This window comes from Rathayibacter sp. AY1E2 (genome assembly GCF_002932325.1).
In the GTDB taxonomy this organism is placed as follows: Bacteria; Actinomycetota; Actinomycetes; order Actinomycetales; family Microbacteriaceae; genus Rathayibacter.
This window is the reverse complement of sequence record NZ_PSVO01000022.1, coordinates 1-19,685: the sequence shown is the minus strand read 5'-3', so window position 1 is coordinate 19,685 and position 19,685 is coordinate 1. Positions and strand designations below refer to the sequence as shown.

Here is a 19,685-nt window from a genome sequence, read left to right as displayed (position 1 = left end):
ACTAGGCGCTGCCGTCGCGGGGCCCTCGGGGCTCCGGAGGCGCCGCCGGTGGTCACCCGGGTATGACCACCGGGAATTTCCCATCCCTGTATGGCTGACCCGCGGCCGAACTTCTCCGAAGCTGGCGGGCATGTCGACACCCACTCCCGAGCGCGACTGGGCGACCTACGCCCGCGAGCTCGGCACCAACATGCACCGGGCCCGCATCGCCAAGGGCGCCAGCCAGGAGCGGATCGCCCACGCGGCCGGGCTCGCGGGCTACACCTACCAGAAGTTCGAGAAGGGCGAGTCGAAGCCCGGCTCGCCCGCGAATCCCACGCTGCACACCCTCCTCGCGCTCTGCGAGGCGCTCGAGATCGAGCTGACGGACCTCCTGCCGCCCGACCCGCCGCGCACCTCACGAGGCGCCGAGTAGCCGGAGCACCGCGCCGGCCAGCCGCGACCCCGAGCTGAGATCGAGGTCGACCTCGCCGAGCCCGTCGGCCTCCAGGCGGAGCCTGTCCTCCCCCGACTCCCCCGGGCGGCACAGGGAGACGTGCACCGTCGCGCCCGCGGCCCCGTCTCCACCCGCCCAAAGCACCACCGGGAGCGAGCTCGCCGCGGAGCGGTGCAGCCGCTCCCCCGCCGCGACCAGCTCGTCGTGCTCGCCCGCGCACCAGCGCGGGCACCCCTCGTCGTTCCTGCCGTCCATCCGCTCCTCCACGTTCCGCACCCCTCGGTCGAGGAGACCAGCCCACCAGGCGGTACCGACACCGAGGGCCCGCCGCGCCCCGATCCCGACCGGGGTGTGGACAGGAGACGGTCGTCCGCCCGTTGTGGAGGAGCGAGGACCAGGATCCCATACGCAGGTGGTGCCGCCAGGGGTCCGGCGCGAAGCACCGGCGCGGTGTCAGCGGTGGACGATCAGCCAGGTCGCGATCGCCGTGGTCGAGCCCGTGTTGACCATGCGGTGCGGCCGCTCGCACGGGAACGTGATGGCGTCGCCCGGCCCGAGGACGACCGTCTCGTCCTCGAACTCGACCGTCAGCTCCCCGAGCGTCACCGTCCCCATCTCGAACCCGTCGTGGCGGAGCAGCTGCCGGTGCGCCGTCGAGGTCGAGCCCGGCGGGTAGGTCGACTCGAAGAAGTCGACGGCGTCCAGCGGACGCGGCGCCAGACGGCGGAACAGCACTCCGCCCTCGAGCGCCACGGGCGCCGACTCGCGCGCCCGGACGACCGCGGTCTCGACCGGCGCCGACGCGCCCTGGTCGAACACGGCGGACAGCGGGACCCCCAGCGCGTCCACGAGGGCGATCAGCCGGCCGACCGAGGGCTGCATGGCTCCGCGCTCGATCTGCGAGACGGCGCTCACGGAGATGCCGAGTCGCCCGGCGAGGGCCTTCAGCGACAGGCCCGCCGAGAGCCGCAGCTCCCGCAGCCGGGCGCCGAGTCCGGCCCGGTCCGCGATCGCCCGGGCGGCCGCCTCGTCGGGCGCGGTGTCGTCGGAGGGCATGGCCCGTCCCCTCTCGCGGATCGTCACACAGCCGTAACGGAGCCGAAACGAGCGGCGGCCTCCCGACTCGTAGCGTGGCCCGCGTGAAGTGATCACTTCACTCGGAACGCTCTCCGCGACGCCCCGCCTCCTCGGCCGGACGTCCCGACCACCCTGACACATCCGCTCCGTGCCGCTCTGCGCACGACCGCCCGAGAGGTGGATCCACCCATGTCCGACCGCGTCACCGCACCCCGAGTCACCGCTCCTCCCGTCGATCCGGATCCCGCCGCCGCGGCGAGCGCCGGCTACGACGACCGCCTCTCCAACGAGGACCTCGCCCCGCTCCGGAAGCAGCGCTGGTCGAGCTACAACATCTTCGCGTTCTGGATGTCGGACGTGCACAGCGTCGGCGGGTACGTGACCGCGGGCTCGCTCTTCGCGCTGGGCCTGGCCGGCTGGCAGGTGCTCGTCGCCCTGGTGGTGGGCATCGTGATCGTGCAGGTCTTCTGCAACCTCGTCGCCAAGCCCAGCCAGGTCACCGGCGTGCCCTACCCCGTCATCAACCGGGCGATCTTCGGCATCCGCGGCGCGAACATCCCGGCGATCATCCGCGGACTGATCGCGATCGCCTGGTACGGCGTGCAGACCTACCTGGCGGCGCAGTCGCTGAACATCGTCTTCCTCAAGTTCTTCCCGGGCATGGCCGCCCTGAACACGCCCGAGGCGTCGTTCCTCGGCCTCTCGGCCCTGGGCTACCTCTCCTACGCGATCCTCTGGGTCGCGCAGGCCGCGCTGTTCTGGCGGGGCATGGAGTCGATCCGCCGCTTCATCGACTGGGCGGGACCGGCGGTCTACGTGGTGATGCTCGTGCTGGCCGTCTACCTGGTGTCGCAGGCGGGCTGGGAGAACATCTCGCTCACCCTCGGCTCCGGCGAGCCGCTCGACCTCGCCGCCGCGGTGCCGGTGATGATCTCGGCCGTCGCCCTGGTCGTCTCCTACTTCTCGGGCCCGATGCTCAACTTCGGCGACTTCTCCCGGTACGCCCGCAGCTACGGCGCCGTGAAGCGCGGCAACCTGCTCGGCCTCCCGATCAACTTCCTCTTCTTCTCCCTCCTCACCGTGATCACCGCCTCGGCGACCGTGCCGGTCTTCGGCGAGCTGATCACCGACCCGATCGAGACCGTCGAGCGGATCGACACCTGGTTCGCCGTGCTCTTGGGCGGGCTCACGTTCGTCATCGCGACGATCGGCATCAACATCGTCGCCAACTTCATCTCCCCCGCGTTCGACTTCTCCAACGTCAACCCGAAGAAGATCAGCTGGCGGATGGGCGGCATGATCGCCGCCGTCGGCTCGGTGCTGCTCACCCCGTGGAACTGGTACTCGAACGACACCGCCATCCACTACACGCTCGGCATCCTCGGCGCGCTGATCGGACCGCTGTTCGGCGTCCTCATCGCGGGCTACTACCTGATCAGCCGCCAGCGCGTCTGGGTGGACGACCTCTACACGATGAGCGAGAAGGGCCGCTACTGGTTCTCGCGCGGCTTCAACCCCAACGCCGTCTGGGCGACCGTGATCGGCGGAGTCCCCTCCGTCGCCTCGGTGCTCGTGCCGCGCTGGATCGCGGAGGCGGGAGGCGCGGAGTTCACCTGGCTCGGCGACTACAGCTGGTTCCTCGGCTGCGGGCTCGGGTTCGTCGCGATGGCCGTGCTCGAGCGGCGCGCGCCGCGGATCGGGCGCCTCGACGAGGACCTCGAGCACGTCAGCGACGGCTCGACCGTCTGATCCGGCCGGCACGGAGGAGGGATCCGCCCCGGCCGCTCCGCATCCCGCGGACCGGCGGCCGGGCGGGTCCCTCCCCCTCCCGGCACCCGAACCGAGGAACCACCATGCGCATCACCGTCGTCAACCCGAACACCAGCACCGCGATGACCGCGGCGATCGGCCGGGCCGCCCGCTCCGTCGCCTCGCTCGGCACCGAGATCACGGCCGTCACCCCGCCGATGGGTCCGGCGTCGATCGAGAGCCACTACGACGAGGCGCTCGCCGTGCCCGGCGTCCTGCACGAGATCGCCCGGGCGGAGGCGGCCGGCAGCGACGGCGCGGTCATCGCGTGCTTCGGCGACCCGGGCGTCGACGCCGCGCGCGAGATCGCGAGCGGCCCGGTCGTGGGGATCGCCGAGGCCGCCATGCACATGGCCGCGCTCGTCGGCCGGGGCTTCAGTGTGGTCACCACGCTCTCGCGCACCAGCGGCCGCGCCTGGGACATCGCCCGCCGCGCCGGGTTCGGCGACGCCTGCCGCCAGGTGCGCGCCTGCGACATCCCGGTGCTCGAGCTCGACGACCCCCGCTCCGACGCCCGCCGCGCGATCCTGGCGGAGTGCGCCGAAGCGCTGGCCGTCGACGGGTCCGACTCGATCGTGCTGGGCTGCGCCGGGATGGCCGACCTGTGCCGCGACCTCTCGCGGGAGCTGGGCGTGCCCGTGATCGACGGCGTCGCCTCGGCGGTGCGCCTCGTGGAGGGGCTCGTCGCGATGGGCGTCAGCACCTCGCGACGCGACGAGTACGCCGCGCCGCGGACGAAGGCGATGGCGGGGCTGCTCGCTCCGTTCGAGCGGGTCTGAGGCTCCGCGCCCCGTGCGGTCGGGCGTTCTGCCGGACCCCCGACCCGGACCCACCTGCGAGGATCGGGGGATGAGCGTCCTCCGCGATCTCGGCCTCGGTGCCCGGCTCTTCCTCCGCGGCTTCCGCACCTGGGTCCGCTCACCGCGGGCGATGCTCCTCGGCGCGATCCCGCCCCTGATCGTCGGCCTGGTCTTCGTCGGCGTACTGGTCCTGGTGCTCACGCGGGTGCAGGACGCGGTGACCGCGCTCACCCCGTTCGCCGGCGGCTGGGACGAGGGCACGGCCGCCACCGTCCGCCTGGTGCTCTCGATCGCGGTGGTCGGCGCCGTGCTCGCCCTCGGCGTGGTCCTCTTCGCCGCGGTGACCCTGCTGGTCGGCGACCCCTTCTACGAGCGGATCTGGCGGCGGGTCGAGGACGACCTCGGCGGCGTGCCCGACGAGCGCGAGAGCACCTTCTGGCAGGGGGTCGGCCGCGGCCTCCGCGACTCCGCCGTGCTGGTCGCCACCTCCCTCGGGATCGGCGTGGTCCTGGTGCTGCTGGGCCTGGTGCCGGTGGTCGGCTCGATCGTCGGCCTCGTCGCGGGCGCCCTGGTCGGCGGGAGAGCCCTCGCGCTCGAGCTGACCGGGTTCGCGGGCGACGCCCGGGGGCTCTCCCTCCGCGACCGCCGCCGCCTCCTCGGCGAGCACCGCGCGGTCTCGCTCGGCTTCGGCGTCGCCGTCTACCTGGCGTTCCTCGTCCCCGGAGGCGCGGTCGTCGCCACCCCCGCCGCGACGGCCGGCGCGACCCTCCTGCTCCGGACCCTGCGGGGCGAGCCGACCGAGCGGCCGGCCGCCTGACACCGCTTGGCCGCCGCCCGGCTCTCCCCTAGACTCGCCGCGTGCGCACGTCGATCCGAAGCCCCTGGTGGCCCGCCTCCTAGGCGGACCGACGCGCAGACCCCTCGCACGCGACCGCCTCCTCCGGGCGGTCGTTCTGCATGTCAGGGCCCGGGTGGGGCACGACCCGATACAAGGACCACGATGACCTCGCTCCTCTCCCGCATCCTCGCCTCCGACGGGACGCTGCCGTTCGCGGTGGTCCTCCGCCAGGGCCGCGACGCCGTCGACGTGTTCACGGGCGACGTGCTCGACGTCGAGGGCCTGGCCGACATCCCGCTCGACGGCGACGACGTGCTGACCCTCGTGCCCTACCGGCAGGTGCGCGAGCGCGGCTTCGCGGCGAAGGACGACGGAGCCCCTCTGCGCAACCTCGTGGTGCGCGAGCGCGAGAGCGTCCCCCTGGCCGAGGTGCTGCGGCTCCTGCCCGAGCGGGAGATCCCGGTCGAGGAGCGCGGCTTCGACGTGCCGGACGACGAGTACGCCGACATCGTCCGCCGGGTGATCGAGGACGAGATCGGCCGCGGCGAGGGCGCCAACTTCGTCATCAACCGCGCCTTCGTCGCGCAGACCGACGCGCCGCCCGTCGAGGCGGTCCTCGCCTGGTTCCGCCGCCTGCTCACCGACGAGTCCGGCGCGTACTGGACCTTCGCGATCCACACCCCCGGCGTCGACGGCGCGCAGACGGTCACCGCCGTCGGCGCGACCCCCGAGCGCCACGTCTCGGTGCGCGACGGCGTCGCCATGATGAACCCGATCAGCGGCACCTTCCGCCACCCCGCGGCCGGACCCACCGGGGAGGAGGTGCTCGCGTTCCTCGCCGACGTGAAGGAGAGCGAGGAGCTCTTCATGGTCGTGGACGAGGAGATGAAGATGATGAGCGCGGTCTGCCCGGACGGCGGCCGCATCCTCGGGCCGTTCCTCAAGCAGATGTCGCGGCTCAGCCACACCGAGTACCTGCTCGAGGGCCGCACCGGACTCGACGTGCGCGAGGTCCTGCGGCTGACGATGTTCGCGCCCACGGTCACCGGCTCGCCGATGGAGAACGCGTGCGCCGTGATCGCCGAGTACGAGAAGGAGCCACGCGGCTACTACTCCGGCGTGCTCGCCCTCTTCGAGCCGGAGGAGCACGGCTACACGGTCGACGCCCCCATCCTCATCCGCACCGCCTACCTCCGCGCGGACGGCCGCCTCACCGTGCCGGCCGGCGCGACGCTCGTGCGCCACTCCACCCCCGAGGGCGAGGTCGCCGAGACGCGGGCGAAGGCGTCGGGCGTCCTCTCCGCCCTCGGCCTGCTGCCGCACCGCGAGGTGCCGCCGGCCATCGACCTGAACGCGCAGCCGGGCGTGCAGGAGGCGCTCGAGGCGCGCAACGAGCGGCTCGCCTCGTTCTGGCTCCGGCCCCAGGCGCCCGAGCACATCGCCGGCCTCGCCGGGCACACCGCGCTGATCGTCGACAACGAGGACCAGTTCACGACGATGCTCGCCCACCAGCTGCGCCACCTCGGGATGGACGCCCGGGTCGAGCGCTGGTCGGAGGTCGCCGACGTGCTGAGCGACGACCTCGTCGTCTTCGGCCCCGGCCCGGGCGACCCCCGCGACGAGTCCGAGCCGCGGATCGCGCACCTGCGCTCGCTGATGACCACGCGCCTCGAGGCGGAGCGGCCGATGCTCGCCGTCTGCCTCAGCCACCAGATGTTGTCGCTGCTGGCGGGCCTCCCGGTCGAGCCGCTGCCCGCGCCCCGCCAGGGCGTGCGCCTGGCGGTGGACGTGTTCGGCGAGGACGCCGCGATCGGCTTCTACAACACCTTCTCCTCCGTCGCCCCCGGCGTCGCGCGCACGCCCCGGCTGGGGCTCGAGGTGTCGGTCGATCCGGAGACGGGAGTGGTCAACGCCCTGCGCGGCGAGCACGTCGCGTCGGTGCAGGGGCACCTGGAGTCGGTGCTCTCCTCCGACGGCCTGCGCACCCTGGAGCGGCTGGTCCGCACCGCGACCGCTCAGCCCGCGCGCGCATGAGCGGCCTGCGGCTGATCGCGTCGCCCGCCTACCCGGCCGAGCTGCAGGAGGCGGTGGCCGCCGCCGTGCGCGCGGCGGCCGAGGCGGCGCGCGGCTGGTACGGGCGCGGCGACAAGATCGCGGCGGACGAGGCGTCGGTCGCGGCGATGCGCGCCGTGCTGGCCGACGCTCCGTTCGACGGCGTCGTCGTGATCGGCGAGGGCGAGAAGGACGAGGCCCCGATGCTCGCGAACGGCGAGCGCCTCGGCCGCGCCTCCGCACCCTCCTGCGACGTGGCGGTCGATCCGCTCGACGGCACCCGGCTCACGGCGGAGGGGCTCCCCGGCTCGGTGAGCGTGATCGCGCTCGCCCCGCGCGGCACGCTGTTCGACCCGCGCGACGTGTTCTACATGGACAAGCTGGTCTGCTCCGCAGCGGGCCGGGGCGCCGTCTCGCTCGACCTCCCTCCCGCCGAGAACGCCGCACGGCTGGCGGCGGCGCTCGGGAAGCCCGTCGCGGAGCTGGTCGTCGTCGTGCTCGACAAGCCGCGCCACGCCGGGCTGATCGCAGCTCTGCGCGCGGCCGGAGTCGCGCTCGAGCTGCGCGGCGAGGGCGACGTGTCGGTCGCGATCGAGGCGGCCGACCCCGCGGGCCGCGTCGACCTCGTCCTCGGCGTCGGCGGCACCCCGGAAGGAGTGGTCGCCGCGTGCGCCGTCCGCGCCCTCGGCGGGGTGATGGAGGGGCGCCTCGCCCCCCAGACCGCACCGGAGCGCGCCAACGCCCTGGCCGCCGGCCACGACCTCGACCGCCTGCTGACCCTGGAGGATCTGGTCTCCTCGGACGACGTGCTCTTCGCAGGCTGCGCGGTCTGAGACCTCTCCCGCGGGCAGGACCTCGCCCGGGAACGCCGAAGGCCCCGGCTCGACGCGCGAACCGGGGCCTTCTCGCTGTAGCGGGAGCGGGACTTGAACCCGCGACACCACGATTATGAGCCGTGTGCTCTAACCACCTGAGCTACCCCGCCGCGCGTTCTTCGCAGGTCTGGCCTGCGGGGAACGGAGCCCCCTGTGGGAATCGGACCCACTACCTCTTCCTTACCAAGGAAGTGCTCTACCAATGAGCTAAGGGGGCGCACCTGCGGGTCTGACAGCCCCTCTCGGGGCGTGCCCGCGATTTGGCACCGTTAGACGATAGCACCTCCGCGGAGCGTCGATGACCGCGGGGGACGCGCCCCCGCGGCCGCCCGTCTGCGGCTACGCCCGGCTCGCCTCGTCCAGCGCGGCGAGCTCCTCGGCGCTCAGCTCGAGGGAGGCCGAGGCGATCAGCGCCGGCAGCTGCTCCATCACGCGGGCGCTGGCGATCGGCGCGACCACTCCGGGCTGCGAGCGGAGCCACGCGAGCGCCACCGTCGCCACCTCGGCGCCGTGCGCCTCCGCCGCCGCATCGAGCGCCGCCAGCACCCGGCGGCCGCGGCCGTCGAGGTAGCGGGAGGCGCCGTCGGCGCGCGGACCCTCGGGCGTCGATCCGTCGCGGTACTTGCCGGTCAGGAATCCTGACGCCAGGGCGGAGTAGGGGACGACGGCCAGCCCCGCCTCGCGGGCGAGGGGCAGCAGGTCGGCCTCGATCCCGCGCTCCACGAGGTTGTAGTGCGGCTGCAGCGCGACGGGCGCGTGCAGGCCCTCCTCGCCCGCGATGCGCAGCCACTCCGCGACGCGCTCGGCGCTGAAGTTCGACACTCCGATCGCGCGGACCAGGCCCTGGTCCACGAGCTCGGAGAACACGGCGGCGATGTCGGCCATCGGCACGGCCTCGTCGTCGAAGTGGGCGTAGTAGAGGTCGATCCGGTCGGTCGCGAGGCGCTCGAGGGAGGCGCGGGCGGCCGCGCGCACGGTGTCGGGCGCGAGGCCGGTGAACTGCGGGTGGCGGCCCGCCTTCGTCGCGATCACCACGTCGTCCCGGTCCCCCGAGCGCTGCGCGAGCCACTCGCCGATGATCGTCTCGGACTCGCCGCCCGTGTTGCCCGGGACCCAGGCGGAGTAGGCGTCGGCGGTGTCGATGAAGTCGCCGCCCGCGGCCGTGTAGCCGTCGAGGACGTCGAAGGAGGTCTGCCGGCCCGCGGTCCAGCCGAAGACGTTGCCGCCGAGCGAGAGCGGGAAGACGTCGATGCCGGAGTCGCCGAGCGGCGAGCGGGTGACGGAGGAGGATGCTGCGCTGTCGATGCTCATCTCCCGATTCAAGACCCGCTCCCCGCCGTGATCGATCCCCCTCCCGCGCATGCGCGGCAAGGACTCAGGCTCTCAGCGCCGCGGGTAGTCGGCGTAGGCGAAGCGCGTCGAGTCCGGCGCCCAGCCGGAGACGTTGATCGTCCCCTGCCCGCCGTGGAGGCGCTCCAGCACGCGGCCGGGCTCGAGCGTCGAGCGCCCGGGGAGGTCGAGCAGCCGCAGCTCGACGTCGACGTTCTCGGGGTGCCCGGCCGTCCCCTCCGGATAGGCGAGGTAGAGCAGGTGCGCGCCGTCGGGCGACTCGTGCGGGAACCAGTCGACCGTGCCCGACTCGACCAGGCGGGAGAGCGCGGAGCCGTCGAGGCCGATGCGGAACAGCTGCGCCCCGCCCCCGGCCCGCTCGGAGTTGAAGACGAGGGTGCGGCCGTCGGCCGAGACGTCGACGCCGTCGTCCGCCGCCTCGTCGTCGGTCAGGGCGGTGAGCGGGCCTCCCCCGGCCGGCATCGTATAGACGTCGGTCCGCCACCGCCCGGAGGCGTCGCCGCCGCCGATCAGCGCGAGGGTCGCGCCGTCGGGCGAGACGCCGTGCAGGTAGTGCTTGAAGCGCGCGCCCTCGCGCTCGGCGGTCAGGCGGCGGGCGGGGGCGGAGCCGTCGAGCTCGACCGCGTAGAGGTGCCCGTCGCGCGCCGAGACGTAGGCGAGCCCGCCGGACGGGGCGAGCACGTGGTCGTTGTTGAGCTCGGCCGGCACTCCGTCGAGCGGGATCGGCTCGAGCACGGGCGCCCCCTCGAGCGGCAGCCGGAAGAGGCCGCCGTCGCCGTTCACGATCAGGGCGGAGCCGTCCGGAGTCCAGTTCGGCGCCTCCACGAGGACGGAGTCGGACTCGAAGACGGTCGTCGACTCCCCCGACGCGAGGTCGTGGACGCGGAGTCGGCAGAGCTGGTCGGGGAGGAGCGAGCGGGCCATGCTCCCCACGGTAGGGCCCTGGCGGATCACGACGGGGCCGTCAAGCCTCCGCGCACTCAGGTTCCGCGGGAGGGCGCTCCGATATTCTTGACCGACTTGTGCGCTGGGTACACCTTGGGAGGAACATGTGATGCTCCTCATCCTCGTGATCTCGTTCGCGATCGCCGTGGTGACCCCCTGGCTGGTGGACCGGTTCGGGCCGAAGACGTTCTACGCGCTGGCGCTGATCCCGGCCGCGAGCTTCGTCGCCACCGCGACCGCCCTGCCGACGATCCTCGACGGCGGCGAGATCCGCGAGTCCGTGCCGTGGATCCCCGCGCTCGACATCGCCCTCTCCTTCCGCCTGGACGCGCTCTCGATCGTCCTCGCCCTCGTGGTCAGCGGAGTCGGCGCCCTGGTCCTCGCCTACTGCGCGACGTATTTCAGCCGCGACGAGCCCTCGCTGGGCCGGTTCGCAGCGCTCCTGTCCGCGTTCGCCGGAGTGATGTACGGGCTGGTCACGGCCGACGACGTGATCATCCTCTTCGTCTTCTGGGAGGCGACGAGCGTCCTCTCCTATCTCCTCATCGGCCACTACAGCGGGCGCAAGGAGAGCCGGGGTGCCGGTCTCCAGGCGCTCCTGGTCACGACTCTCGGCGGGCTGGCGATGCTGGTCGGAATCATCGTCCTGATCGTGCAGGCCGGTACCACCAGCCTCTCCGGGATCGTCGCCGCCGCCCCCTCCGGCCCGATCGTGTCGACGGCGCTGGTGCTGGTGCTGCTCGGCGCGTTCTCGAAGTCGGCCCTGGTGCCGTTCCACTTCTGGCTGCCGGCCGCGATGGCCGCTCCCACGCCGGTCAGCGCCTACCTGCACGCCGCCGCGATGGTGAAGGCGGGCATCTACCTCGTCGCGCGCCTCGCGCCGGGCTTCGCCGACGACTCCGTCTGGCTGCCCGTGGTGGTGAGCGTCGGAGTCTGGACCATGCTCGTCGGCGGCTGGCGCTCGCTCCGGCAGTACGACCTCAAGCTCGTGCTGGCCTACGGCACCGTCAGCCAGCTCGGCTTCCTGACCGTCGCCGTCGGCTTCGGCTCGCGCGACGCCGCGCTGGCCGGACTGACCCTGCTCGTCGCCCACGCCCTCTTCAAGGCGCTGCTCTTCCTCACCGTCGGCATCGTCGACCACCGCGCCGGCACGCGCGACCTCCGCAAGCTCAGCGGCCTGGGACGGCAGGCGCCGGTGCTCGCGGGCGCCGCCCTCGTCGGCGTGCTGTCGATGGCGGGCATCCCGCCGCTGCTGGGCTTCGTCGCCAAGGAGGCCGTGTTCACGAGCCTGATCTCGGCGATCGAGCAGGGCTCGTTCTGGGCCTGGGTCGCGCTGGTCGGCCTCGTCCTCGGCTCGATCCTCACCGTGGCCTACTCCGCGCGCTTCTTCTGGGGCGCCTTCGCCCGGAAGAAGGGGCTCGAGGACACGCACCTGCACGCCGAGCCGTGGACCTTCACCGCCGCCCCGGTGCTGCTGGCCGCCGCCAGCATGATCGGCGGGATCGCCGCCTCCGTGCTCGACCCGCTCGTCGCCGTCTACGCGGACACCCTCCCCTACGCCGCCCCGGACGCCGACCCGGAGCTCGCCGCCGCCGCGGAGGCCTCCGACCACGGCGGCTACCACCTCGCGCTCTGGCACGGCTTCGAGCCCGCGCTGGCACTCAGCGCCCTCGTGATCGCCGTGGGACTCCTGCTCTTCGCCAAGCGCGTCGCCGTCGCGCGCGCCCAGTCGATGCTGCCCAACCGGATCGACTCCGCCGAGGGCTACTGGGCCACCGTCCGCTGGCTCGACCGTGTCGCCAGCACGGTCACCGAGTCCGTCCAGCGCGGCTCGCTCCCCCGCTACCTGACGGTGATCTTCGCGGTCTTCGTCCTCGGCGTCGGCGGTGCGGCCGCCCTCAACCGCACCTGGCCGGGCGATCTCGTCTTCTGGGACAGCCCGGGCCAGCTCGCGGTCGCGGCCGTGATGATCCTCGCGGCGGTGCTGTGCGCGATCGCCCGCAACCGCGTCGCCGCCGTGCTGCTGGCCGGCGCCACCGGCTACGGGATGGTGGCCCTCTTCGCCCTGCAGGGTGCACCGGACCTCGCCCTCACCCAGGCGCTCATCGAGACGGTGACCCTCGTGGTCTTCGTCCTGGTGCTGCGCCGCCTCCCGACCCGCATCGCTGCGAAGCACCAGCCGATGCGCAAGCGCCTGCGCGCCGTCATCGGCATCGCGGTCGGAGCAGTCATGGCCCTCGCCGCCACCATCGCCCTCGGCGCCCGGACCGCGACGCCGATCTCGGCCGAGCTGCCCCGCCTCGCCTACGAGGAGGGCAAGGGCCGCAACATCGTCAACGTCCTGCTCGTCGACATCCGCGCCTGGGACACGATGGGCGAGATCTCGGTCCTCGTCGTGGTCGCCACCGGCGTCGCGAGCCTGATCTTCCTCTCCAGCCGGGCCGGAGGCGCTCCCCGCCTCGAGTCGCAGAGCGCCGACGACCGCCGCGAGCGCGCGATGGACCTGACCACCTCCTCCACCGACGCCGAGCGCGACGGCGACCGCGGCTCCTGGCTCGTCGCCGGGCGCACGCTCCGGCCGGAGAACCGCTCGATCGTGCTCGAGGTGCTGGTGCGCCTGCTCTTCCACCCCGCGATGATCGTGTCGGTCTACCTGCTCTTCACCGGACACAACACCCCGGGCGGAGGCTTCGCGGGCGGCCTGCTCGCCGGTCTCGCCCTCGTCGCGCGCTACCTCGCCGGCGGCCGCTTCGAGCTCGGCGAGGCCGCGCCGATCGACGCGGGCAAGGTCCTCGGACTCGGCCTCTTCTTCGCCGTCGGCACGGCCGTCTCCTCCCTCGCCTTCGGCCTCGAGGTCCTCGAATCGAGCTGGCTCGACCTCGAGGTGCCGGTGCTGGGCGAGCTCCACCTGGGCACGTCCACCCTCTTCGACATCGGGGTGTACCTGATCGTGATCGGCCTCGCCCTCGACATCCTCCGCAGCCTCGGCGGCGAGGTCGACCGCCACGGCGAGGAGGCCGAGCAGGGCTCCCCCTCGGGCGACGGCGTCACGCACTCGACCGACAGCACCCCCGGCCCCGGCCAGGGCACGGTCGACGGGCTCGAGACCTCGCTCCCCACCGGCTCCACGGTCGTCGGCGGACCGGGCAGGGGGGACGGCGCATGAGCATCACCCTCGTCCTCGTCGTCGTGATGGCGGTGATGTACGCGGCGGGCGTCTACCAGATGCTCGAGCGCAGCCTCACCCGCATCCTGATCGGGTTCCTGCTCGTCGGGAACGCGACCAACATCCTCATCCTGCTGATGGCCGGCCGCTCGGGCATCGCGCCGTTCGTCACCGACGACGGGCGCTCCTACGAGCAGATCGCCGCCGAGATGGCCGACCCGCTGCCGCAGGCGCTGATCCTCACCGCGATCGTGATCACCTTCGGGGTGTCCGCCTTCCTCCTCGCGATGATCTACCGGCGCTGGCGCCTCGCCAACGCCGACCAGGTGGAGGACGACGAGACCGACGCCTCCGTCCGCGAGGACGCGGCGGGCATCTCGGCCCAGACCACCGCCGACGACCGGGCGCTCGACGTCCTGCTCGAGTCCAGCGACGAGGGCACCGCCGCCAAGCACGGGGAGAGCGCCATGACCGACGACAGGAAGGAGGACCGATGAACGCCCTGATCCCGCTCGTCGTCACCCTCCCCCTCCTGGGAGCGGCCGTCGCGCTGATCCTCGGACGCCACCGGCGCGCGCAGATCACCGTGAACATCGTGACGCTCTCGAGCGTTCTGGTGATCTCCTCGGTGATGCTCGTGCTGGTCCTCACCGGCGACGGAGGCGGCAGCGCCGTCTACGTGGGCGGCTGGGAGCCGCCGTGGGGCATCGTGCTGGTCGTCGATCCGCTCGCCGCGCTGATGCTCGTGATCACCTCGATCACTCTGCTGGGCGTCCTGCTGTTCTCGGTCGGCCAGGGCCTCGTCGACGGCAACCGCGAGACGCCGGTCACGATCTTCCACCCGACCTACCTGATCCTCTCGGCGGGCATCCTCAACGCCTTCGTCGCGGGCGACCTCTTCAACCTCTACGTCGGCTTCGAGATCCTGCTGGCCGCGAGCTACGTGCTGATCACCCTGGGCGGCACCGCGCCGCGGATCCGCGCCGGCACGACCTACGTGGTCGTCAGCCTGGTCTCGAGCGTGTTCTTCCTCTCGGCCATCGGCCTGCTCTACGGCGCCACCGGCACGGTCAACATGGCGCAGCTCTCGATCCGCATCGCCGAGCTCCCCGCCGACGTGCAGCTGGTGCTCCACGTGGTGCTGCTGCTCGGCTTCGGGATCAAGGCGGCCGTGTTCCCCCTGTCGTTCTGGCTCCCGGACTCGTACCCCACGGCTCCGGCGCCGGTCACCGCCGTCTTCGCCGGACTCCTCACCAAGGTCGGCGTGTACGCGCTGATCCGCACCGAGACCCTGCTCTTCCCCGGCGGGAGGCTGAGCGAGGTGCTGCTGGTGGTGGCGCTGCTGACGCTGATCGTCGGCATCCTCGGCGCCGTCGCGCAGGCCGACATCAAGCGGATGCTGTCCTTCACGCTGGTCTCGCACATCGGCTACATGGTCTTCGGGATCGCCGTGGGCACCCCGGCCGGCTACGCGGCGACGATCTTCTACGTCATCCACCACATCACGGTGCAGACGACGCTCTTCCTCGCGACCGGCCTGATCGAGCGCGTCGGCGGCACCACCTCGATCCTGCGCCTCGGCGGGCTGCTCAAGGCCTCGCCGCTGCTGGCGCTGCTCTACTTCATCCCCGCGATGAACCTCGGCGGGATCCCGCCGTTCACCGGCTTCCTCGGCAAGGTGGGGCTCTTCGTCGCCGGCACGGAGTCGGCCGTCGACCAGCCGTCGTGGCTGATCTGGGCCGTCATCGCCGCCGGGGCCGTGACCTCGCTCCTGACCCTCTACGCCGTCGCGCGCGTCTGGAACATGGTCTTCTGGCGCCGCCAGGAGGAGGTGCCCGGCTACGAGTCGCCCCTGATCGACCAGCTGCAGGAGGACCCCCACGACACGGGCAGCATCCGCACCCGCCACTCGCCGCCGATGATGGTGCTCGCCACCGCGGGGATGGTCGTCGTCGGCGTCGTGCTGACCGTCGGCGCCGGTCCCCTCTACGACGCGAGCGAGCGAGCGGCGAGCGCGGTCGCCGACCCCGCGACCTACATCGCGACCGTCTACCGCGACTCGTCCTTCGGAGAGGAGGGGCCGCGATGAGCCCCCGCCGCCGCGTCGACATCTGGAACCGCGTCGCGATGTTCGTGACCCTCGTCGGCATCTGGGTGCTGCTCTGGGACGACGTCTCGGTGCTGTCGATCGTCACCGGCTTCCTGGTCGCCCTGCTGATCACCCGGGTGTTCTACCTGCCGCCGGTCGAGTTCTCGAACCGCATCAACCCGTGGTTCGTGCTCCTCTTCCTCCTGCGCCTGCTGGCCGACATCGCGGTGGCCTCGGTGCGGGTGTCCTGGCAGATCCTGACCCTGCCGGTCCCGGTGCACAACGCCATCGTCGCCGTGCACCTGCGCAGCCGCTCCGAGGGGATGCTCGTCTGGACGACGGAGGCCGTCTCGCTCGTCCCCGGCTCCCTGGTGATCGACGTGGACCCGCAGCTGAACGTCCTCTACCTGCACGTGCTCGGCGTGACCCACGACGAGGGCGAGCGGATCGACGAGGTGCGCCGGACGGTCCTCCGGACGGAAGCGCGCATCGTCCGGGCCATCGGCTCCCGCGAGGACGTGCAGCGCGTGAATCGGCCGATCGAGGCCGGATCGGGGGTGGTCCGGTGATCGACTGGCTGATCTGGATCCTTGTGCCGGTCTTCGGCGCCGCCTGCCTGCTCGCGCTCGTGCGGATCCTCCGCGGTCCGTCCGTGCTCGACCGGGTCGTCGCGGCCGACGTGCTCGTCGCGACGATCATCTGCGGGATCGGCGCCGAGATGGCGGTCAACCACCACGCGCGGACCCTGCCCGTCGCGCTCGGGCTCGCGCTGTTCGCCGTCTTCGGATCGATCAGCGTCGCCAAGTTCATGGCCAACCGCGAGGAGGACTGACATGGACCTGTTCTTCGACGTGCTCACCGCTGTGCTGCTGCTGGTCGGCGCCCTGCTCTCGCTGCTGGCCGCGATCGGCTTGATGCGGTTCGACGACCTGCTCTCCCGGATGCACGCGGGCACGAAGCCGCAGGTGCTCGGACTGATCTGCGTGATGCTCGCGGTCGCCATCCGGAACCCCGGCTTCGCCGCCGCGGGGACCATCGTGCTGGTGATCGGCTTCCAGCTGCTGACCGTGCCCGTCTCGGCGCACATGGTCGGCCGGGCGGCCTACCGGGCCGAGGCCGTCTCTCCCGGGTACCTCGTCGCCGACGAGCTCGCGGAGGCGGTCACCCGCGCCGACGAGCAGGCCCGCGCGACCGGGCCCGAGACCGCGCACGCGTCCGAGGAGCGGGCGCGCACCTCCTCCGCGCCCCCGCCCGAGGACGAGGACGGCCCGGCCGCGACCGCCTAGGCGACGAGGACGAGCTGCACGGCGGACGCGCCGGTCATGCTGCGCAGCGCGAATCCGCCGATCGCGAGGGTGACGGCGACCAGGCCGCCGACCAGCAGCACGAGCAGCGGCACCACCCACAGCAGCGCCCGTCGGCGTCGGGCTCGGGCCTCGTCCGGTGTCTCATCGATCACCCGTCGACTGTACGGGACGGCGGAGGGCGTGCCCCCGGCGCCCCCGGGGCGCCCGATAAACTCGACCCCATGACCCTGGACTCCGCTCTCTCCGGCGCGCCCGAGAACTCCCCCGGCCCCGACTCCGAGGCCGAGCACCGCCGGGCAGCCGAGTGGTGGCGCACCGCCGTCATCTACCAGATCTACCCGCGCTCCTTCGCGGACGCGGACGGCGACGGCATCGGCGACCTGCCCGGCATCGCCTCGCGCCTCGAGAGCCTCGCCGAGCTCGGCGTCGACGCGATCTGGCTCTCGCCCTTCATGACCTCGCCGCAGAAGGACGCGGGCTACGACGTCGCCGACTACTGCGACGTCGATCCGCTCTTCGGCACCCTCGCCGACTTCGACGCGATGCTCGCCCGCGCTCACGCCCTGGGCATCCGGATCATCGTCGACCTCGTCCCCAACCACTCCTCCAGCGCCCACCGCTGGTTCCAGGAGGCGCTCGCCGCTCCCGCGGGCAGCGCCGAGCGGGCGCGCTACCTGTTCCGCGACGGCCGGGGCGAGTCGGGCGAGCTGCCCCCGAACAACTGGGAGTCTGTCTTCGGCGGCCCCGCGTGGACCCGCGTCATGGAGCCCGACGGCTCGGCCGGCCAGTGGTACCTGCACCTCTTCGACACCTCGCAGCCCGACTTCGACTGGACGAACGAGTGGGTGCGCGAGCGCTTCCGGGAGGTCCTCCGCTTCTGGCTCGACCGCGGCGTCGACGGCTTCCGCGTCGACGTCGCGCACGGGATGATCAAGGCCGAGGGGCTGCCCGACTACACGCCGCCCGCCGATAGCGGGTCGATGGGCGGAGTCGCTCCCGCCGACGGCGAGGAGCCCGCCACCGCCCCCTACTGGGCGCAGGACCGCGTCCACGAGATCTACCGCGACTGGCACTCCCTGCTCGCCGAGTACTCGGACGACCGCGTGCTCTGCGCCGAGGCGTGGGTGCAGCCCCTCTCCAAGCTCGCCCGCTGGGTCCGCCCCGACGAGATGCACCAGGCCTTCAACTTCGCCTACCTCGAGACCCCGTGGAGCGCACCCGCCCTCCGCGACATCATCGACTCCTCCGTCGAGGCCTTCGCCGCCGTCGGCGCCCCGTCGACGTGGGTGCTGTCGAACCACGACGTCGTGCGCCACGCGAGCCGCCTGGCCCTGACGTCCGACAACCCGCAGGGCTACGGCATCGGCCCGCGCACGCCCGGACTCCCCGACCCCGTCCTGGGGCTGCGCCGCGCTCGTGCCGCGACCGCCCTCATGCTCGCGCTCCCCGGCTCCGCCTACGTCTACCAGGGCGAGGAGCTCGGGCTCCCCGAGGCGATCGACCTGCCGGACTCGGCGCGTCAGGACCCGACCTGGTTCCGCACGGGCGGCGAGCGCTACGGCCGTGACGGCTGCCGGGTGCCGATCCCGTGGGAGGCGGACGCGCCCGCGTACGGCTTCAGCGGCTCCGGCGACTCCTGGCTGCCGCAGCCCGGCGACTGGGCGCCGCTCGCCCGCGACCGCCAGCGCGGTGTCGAGGGCTCGACGCTCGAGCTGTACCGGTCCCTGCTCGCGGTGCGCCGCGCCGAGGACCTGGGCTCCGGCGCCGTCGAGTGGCTCGAGGGCTACCCGGAGGACGTCGTGGCGTTCCGCAACGGAACGGTCACGGTGATCGCGAACCTCGGCGAGGCTCCGGTCGAGCTGCCCGTCGGCTCCGTGGTGCTGTCCTCGGAAGAGCTGCACGAGCCGGCGCTGCCGGCCGACACCACGGTCTGGCTGCGCGCGGAGTAGCGGGCCGCGGGGTCCGCCCGGCGGCTCCCGCGTCCCGCCGCCGGGTCAGCGCCCGGCGTTGGCCTTGAGCCAGAGGTAGGAGTCGACCTTCGTCACGCCGTCGAGGCGGATCTCGAAGTGCAGGTGCGGGCCGGTCGACATGCCGGTCGTGCCCACCAGGCCGAGCAGCTGGCCGACCTTCACCGGGTCGCCCTCGTTCACGGCCGCCGAGCCGTGCTGCATGTGCGCGTACACGCTCGAGACGAGCTGCCCGTCGATCTCGTGGTCGACGATCACGTGCACGCCGAGCGAGCCCTCGCCGTCGATGACCGTGCGCACGACGCCGTCGGCGATCGCTTGGATGGGCGAGCCGTCGCCCGGGTTGAAGTCGGTGCCGCCGTGGTTCACCGAGCAGCCCGCGCAGTTGCGGTAGCCGAAGCGGTCGCCCACCGGCACACCGACGGCGAAGGGCCACTGGATCGACGCGTTCGGGTCGTTCGTGAAGCCTGTGTCGGAGGTGCGGACGATGTCGGCGACGTTGGTCTGCGTCTTGCGCTCCTGCACGCCGAAGCCGTCGCGGGCGACCGTCTCGGCGCTGACCTCGCCTGCGACGAACGACTGCGCGCCGCGGCGGGCGTCGGCGCCGAAGGGGGTCGAGAGGCTCTGCGCCTGCACGTCCTCCGCGGTCAGGAGCGATGTGGCCGGCAGAGAGGTCGCCGCCACGATGGCCGCGACGAAGGAGAGGGCGACGAGTCCGCCGACCCGGGCCCGGCGCACGGGCCGGAGCGGCGTCGCGCGCGGAGCGGGGACGGGCGCCGGGGCACTGCGGACCGAGGCGACGCGGCGCTCCGCCTCGCGCAGCTGCTCCGCCGTCGGAGCCGCGAGGAGGTCGTCGGAGCCGCTCGCCAGCGAGACGTCGGAGGCGAGGGCCAGAGCGCGCTCGCGCTCGCGGAGCTCGCGACGGGAGAGGGGTGGAGTCGATTCGCCGGGGGTCGATGCAGGGGCAGCGGGGG

The 19,685-nt window shown here is 72.8% G+C and carries 19 protein-coding genes and 2 tRNA genes; 13 read left to right on the top strand and 8 right to left on the bottom strand.

The annotated features are described in order from the left end of the window. The first annotated feature begins 130 nt into the window (after positions 1-130). Entirely contained in the window at positions 131-415 is a 285-nt protein-coding gene (locus C5C49_RS13880) for a helix-turn-helix domain-containing protein (RefSeq protein WP_104223625.1), read from the top strand. Here C5C49_RS13880 and C5C49_RS13875 read toward each other — a convergent pair. Continuing rightward, the gene (locus C5C49_RS13875) at positions 398-691 is read right to left on the bottom strand and encodes a DUF6907 domain-containing protein (RefSeq protein ID WP_104277363.1); all 294 of its coding nucleotides are present in this window, start codon (positions 689-691) and stop codon (positions 398-400) included. The two genes, C5C49_RS13880 and C5C49_RS13875, sit on opposite strands and share 18 nt — an antisense overlap. A 198-nt stretch (positions 692-889) precedes the next feature. Further along, complete coding sequence (locus C5C49_RS13870; RefSeq protein WP_104346360.1) at positions 890-1,492, bottom strand: helix-turn-helix domain-containing protein; 603 nt, start codon at positions 1,490-1,492, stop codon at positions 890-892. 210 nt (positions 1,493-1,702) lie between these two features. On the opposite strand from C5C49_RS13870, the gene C5C49_RS13865 reads away from it, so the two are divergent. The 5 genes from C5C49_RS13865 (at position 1,703) to C5C49_RS13845 (ending at position 7,845) form a co-directional block, all read left to right on the top strand. Then, complete coding sequence (locus C5C49_RS13865; protein ID WP_104227042.1) at positions 1,703-3,262, top strand: NCS1 family nucleobase:cation symporter-1; 1,560 nt, start codon at positions 1,703-1,705, stop codon at positions 3,260-3,262. Between the two features lie 104 nt (positions 3,263-3,366). Beyond that, the gene (locus C5C49_RS13860; protein WP_104238288.1) at positions 3,367-4,101 is read left to right on the top strand and encodes an aspartate/glutamate racemase family protein; all 735 of its coding nucleotides are present in this window, start codon (positions 3,367-3,369) and stop codon (positions 4,099-4,101) included. A 70-nt stretch (positions 4,102-4,171) separates the two neighbouring features. Next, positions 4,172-4,939 carry an EI24 domain-containing protein gene (locus tag C5C49_RS13855; protein ID WP_104346359.1) on the top strand — a complete coding sequence of 256 codons (768 nt, stop codon included), beginning with the start codon at positions 4,172-4,174 and terminating at the stop codon, positions 4,937-4,939. Between the two features lie 183 nt (positions 4,940-5,122). After that, on the top strand, positions 5,123-6,994 hold the full coding sequence (locus C5C49_RS13850; RefSeq protein WP_104223619.1) for an anthranilate synthase family protein: 1,872 nt from the start codon (positions 5,123-5,125) through the stop codon (positions 6,992-6,994). Next, positions 6,991-7,845 carry a fructose-bisphosphatase class II family protein gene (locus C5C49_RS13845; RefSeq protein ID WP_104346358.1) on the top strand — a complete coding sequence of 285 codons (855 nt, stop codon included), beginning with the start codon at positions 6,991-6,993 and terminating at the stop codon, positions 7,843-7,845. The genes C5C49_RS13850 and C5C49_RS13845 overlap by 4 nt, the downstream gene beginning before the upstream one ends. A 78-nt stretch (positions 7,846-7,923) precedes the next feature. On the opposite strand, the gene C5C49_RS13840 is transcribed toward C5C49_RS13845, so the two are convergent. The 4 genes from C5C49_RS13840 to C5C49_RS13825 form a co-directional block, all read right to left on the bottom strand. Further along, positions 7,924-7,997 (bottom strand) — tRNA-Met (locus tag C5C49_RS13840). Between the two features lie 35 nt (positions 7,998-8,032). Then, a tRNA-Thr gene (locus C5C49_RS13835) sits at positions 8,033-8,104 on the bottom strand. Positions 8,105-8,226: 122 nt separating this feature from the next. Continuing rightward, complete coding sequence (locus C5C49_RS13830; protein WP_104260450.1) at positions 8,227-9,198, bottom strand: aldo/keto reductase; 972 nt, start codon at positions 9,196-9,198, stop codon at positions 8,227-8,229. A 72-nt stretch (positions 9,199-9,270) separates the two neighbouring features. Further along, a complete protein-coding gene (locus C5C49_RS13825; protein ID WP_104346357.1) occupies positions 9,271-10,161 on the bottom strand; it encodes a PD40 domain-containing protein in 891 nt (296 codons plus the stop codon). Positions 10,162-10,291: 130 nt separating this feature from the next. On the opposite strand from C5C49_RS13825, the gene C5C49_RS13820 reads away from it, so the two are divergent. The 6 genes from C5C49_RS13820 to mnhG are packed head-to-tail and all read left to right on the top strand — an operon-like array spanning position 10,292 to position 16,723. Continuing rightward, positions 10,292-13,348: a Na+/H+ antiporter subunit A gene (locus C5C49_RS13820; protein WP_104346356.1), complete on the top strand. Its 3,057-nt coding sequence runs from the start codon at positions 10,292-10,294 to the stop codon at positions 13,346-13,348. Next, complete coding sequence (locus C5C49_RS13815; RefSeq protein WP_104223614.1) at positions 13,345-13,845, top strand: Na(+)/H(+) antiporter subunit C; 501 nt, start codon at positions 13,345-13,347, stop codon at positions 13,843-13,845. Before C5C49_RS13820 ends, C5C49_RS13815 begins: the two co-directional genes overlap by 4 nt. Then, a complete protein-coding gene (locus C5C49_RS13810) occupies positions 13,842-15,437 on the top strand; it encodes a Na+/H+ antiporter subunit D (RefSeq protein ID WP_104223613.1) in 1,596 nt (531 codons plus the stop codon). The genes C5C49_RS13815 and C5C49_RS13810 overlap by 4 nt, the downstream gene beginning before the upstream one ends. After that, positions 15,434-16,006: a Na+/H+ antiporter subunit E gene (locus C5C49_RS13805; RefSeq protein ID WP_104234245.1), complete on the top strand. Its 573-nt coding sequence runs from the start codon at positions 15,434-15,436 to the stop codon at positions 16,004-16,006. Before C5C49_RS13810 ends, C5C49_RS13805 begins: the two co-directional genes overlap by 4 nt. Beyond that, complete coding sequence (locus C5C49_RS13800; protein ID WP_308470711.1) at positions 16,003-16,269, top strand: monovalent cation/H+ antiporter complex subunit F; 267 nt, start codon at positions 16,003-16,005, stop codon at positions 16,267-16,269. Before C5C49_RS13805 ends, C5C49_RS13800 begins: the two co-directional genes overlap by 4 nt. Before the next feature lies 1 nt (position 16,270). Further along, the gene (gene mnhG / locus C5C49_RS13795; RefSeq protein WP_244229587.1) at positions 16,271-16,723 is read left to right on the top strand and encodes a monovalent cation/H(+) antiporter subunit G; all 453 of its coding nucleotides are present in this window, start codon (positions 16,271-16,273) and stop codon (positions 16,721-16,723) included. On the opposite strand, the gene C5C49_RS17115 is transcribed toward mnhG, so the two are convergent. Next, positions 16,720-16,896, bottom strand: coding sequence for a hypothetical protein (locus C5C49_RS17115; RefSeq protein WP_159939698.1), 177 nt, complete (start codon positions 16,894-16,896; stop codon positions 16,720-16,722). The genes mnhG and C5C49_RS17115 overlap by 4 nt on opposite strands. Before the next feature lie 69 nt (positions 16,897-16,965). Between C5C49_RS17115 and C5C49_RS13790 the strand changes: the two genes are divergently transcribed. After that, positions 16,966-18,693, top strand: a complete 1,728-nt coding sequence (locus C5C49_RS13790) for a glycoside hydrolase family 13 protein (protein WP_104346355.1) — start codon at positions 16,966-16,968, stop codon at positions 18,691-18,693. Positions 18,694-18,738: 45 nt separating this feature from the next. On the opposite strand, the gene C5C49_RS17465 is transcribed toward C5C49_RS13790, so the two are convergent. Continuing rightward, positions 18,739-19,685: M23 family metallopeptidase (locus C5C49_RS17465; protein ID WP_104346354.1), on the bottom strand; the 947-nt coding region annotated here is incomplete at its 5' end.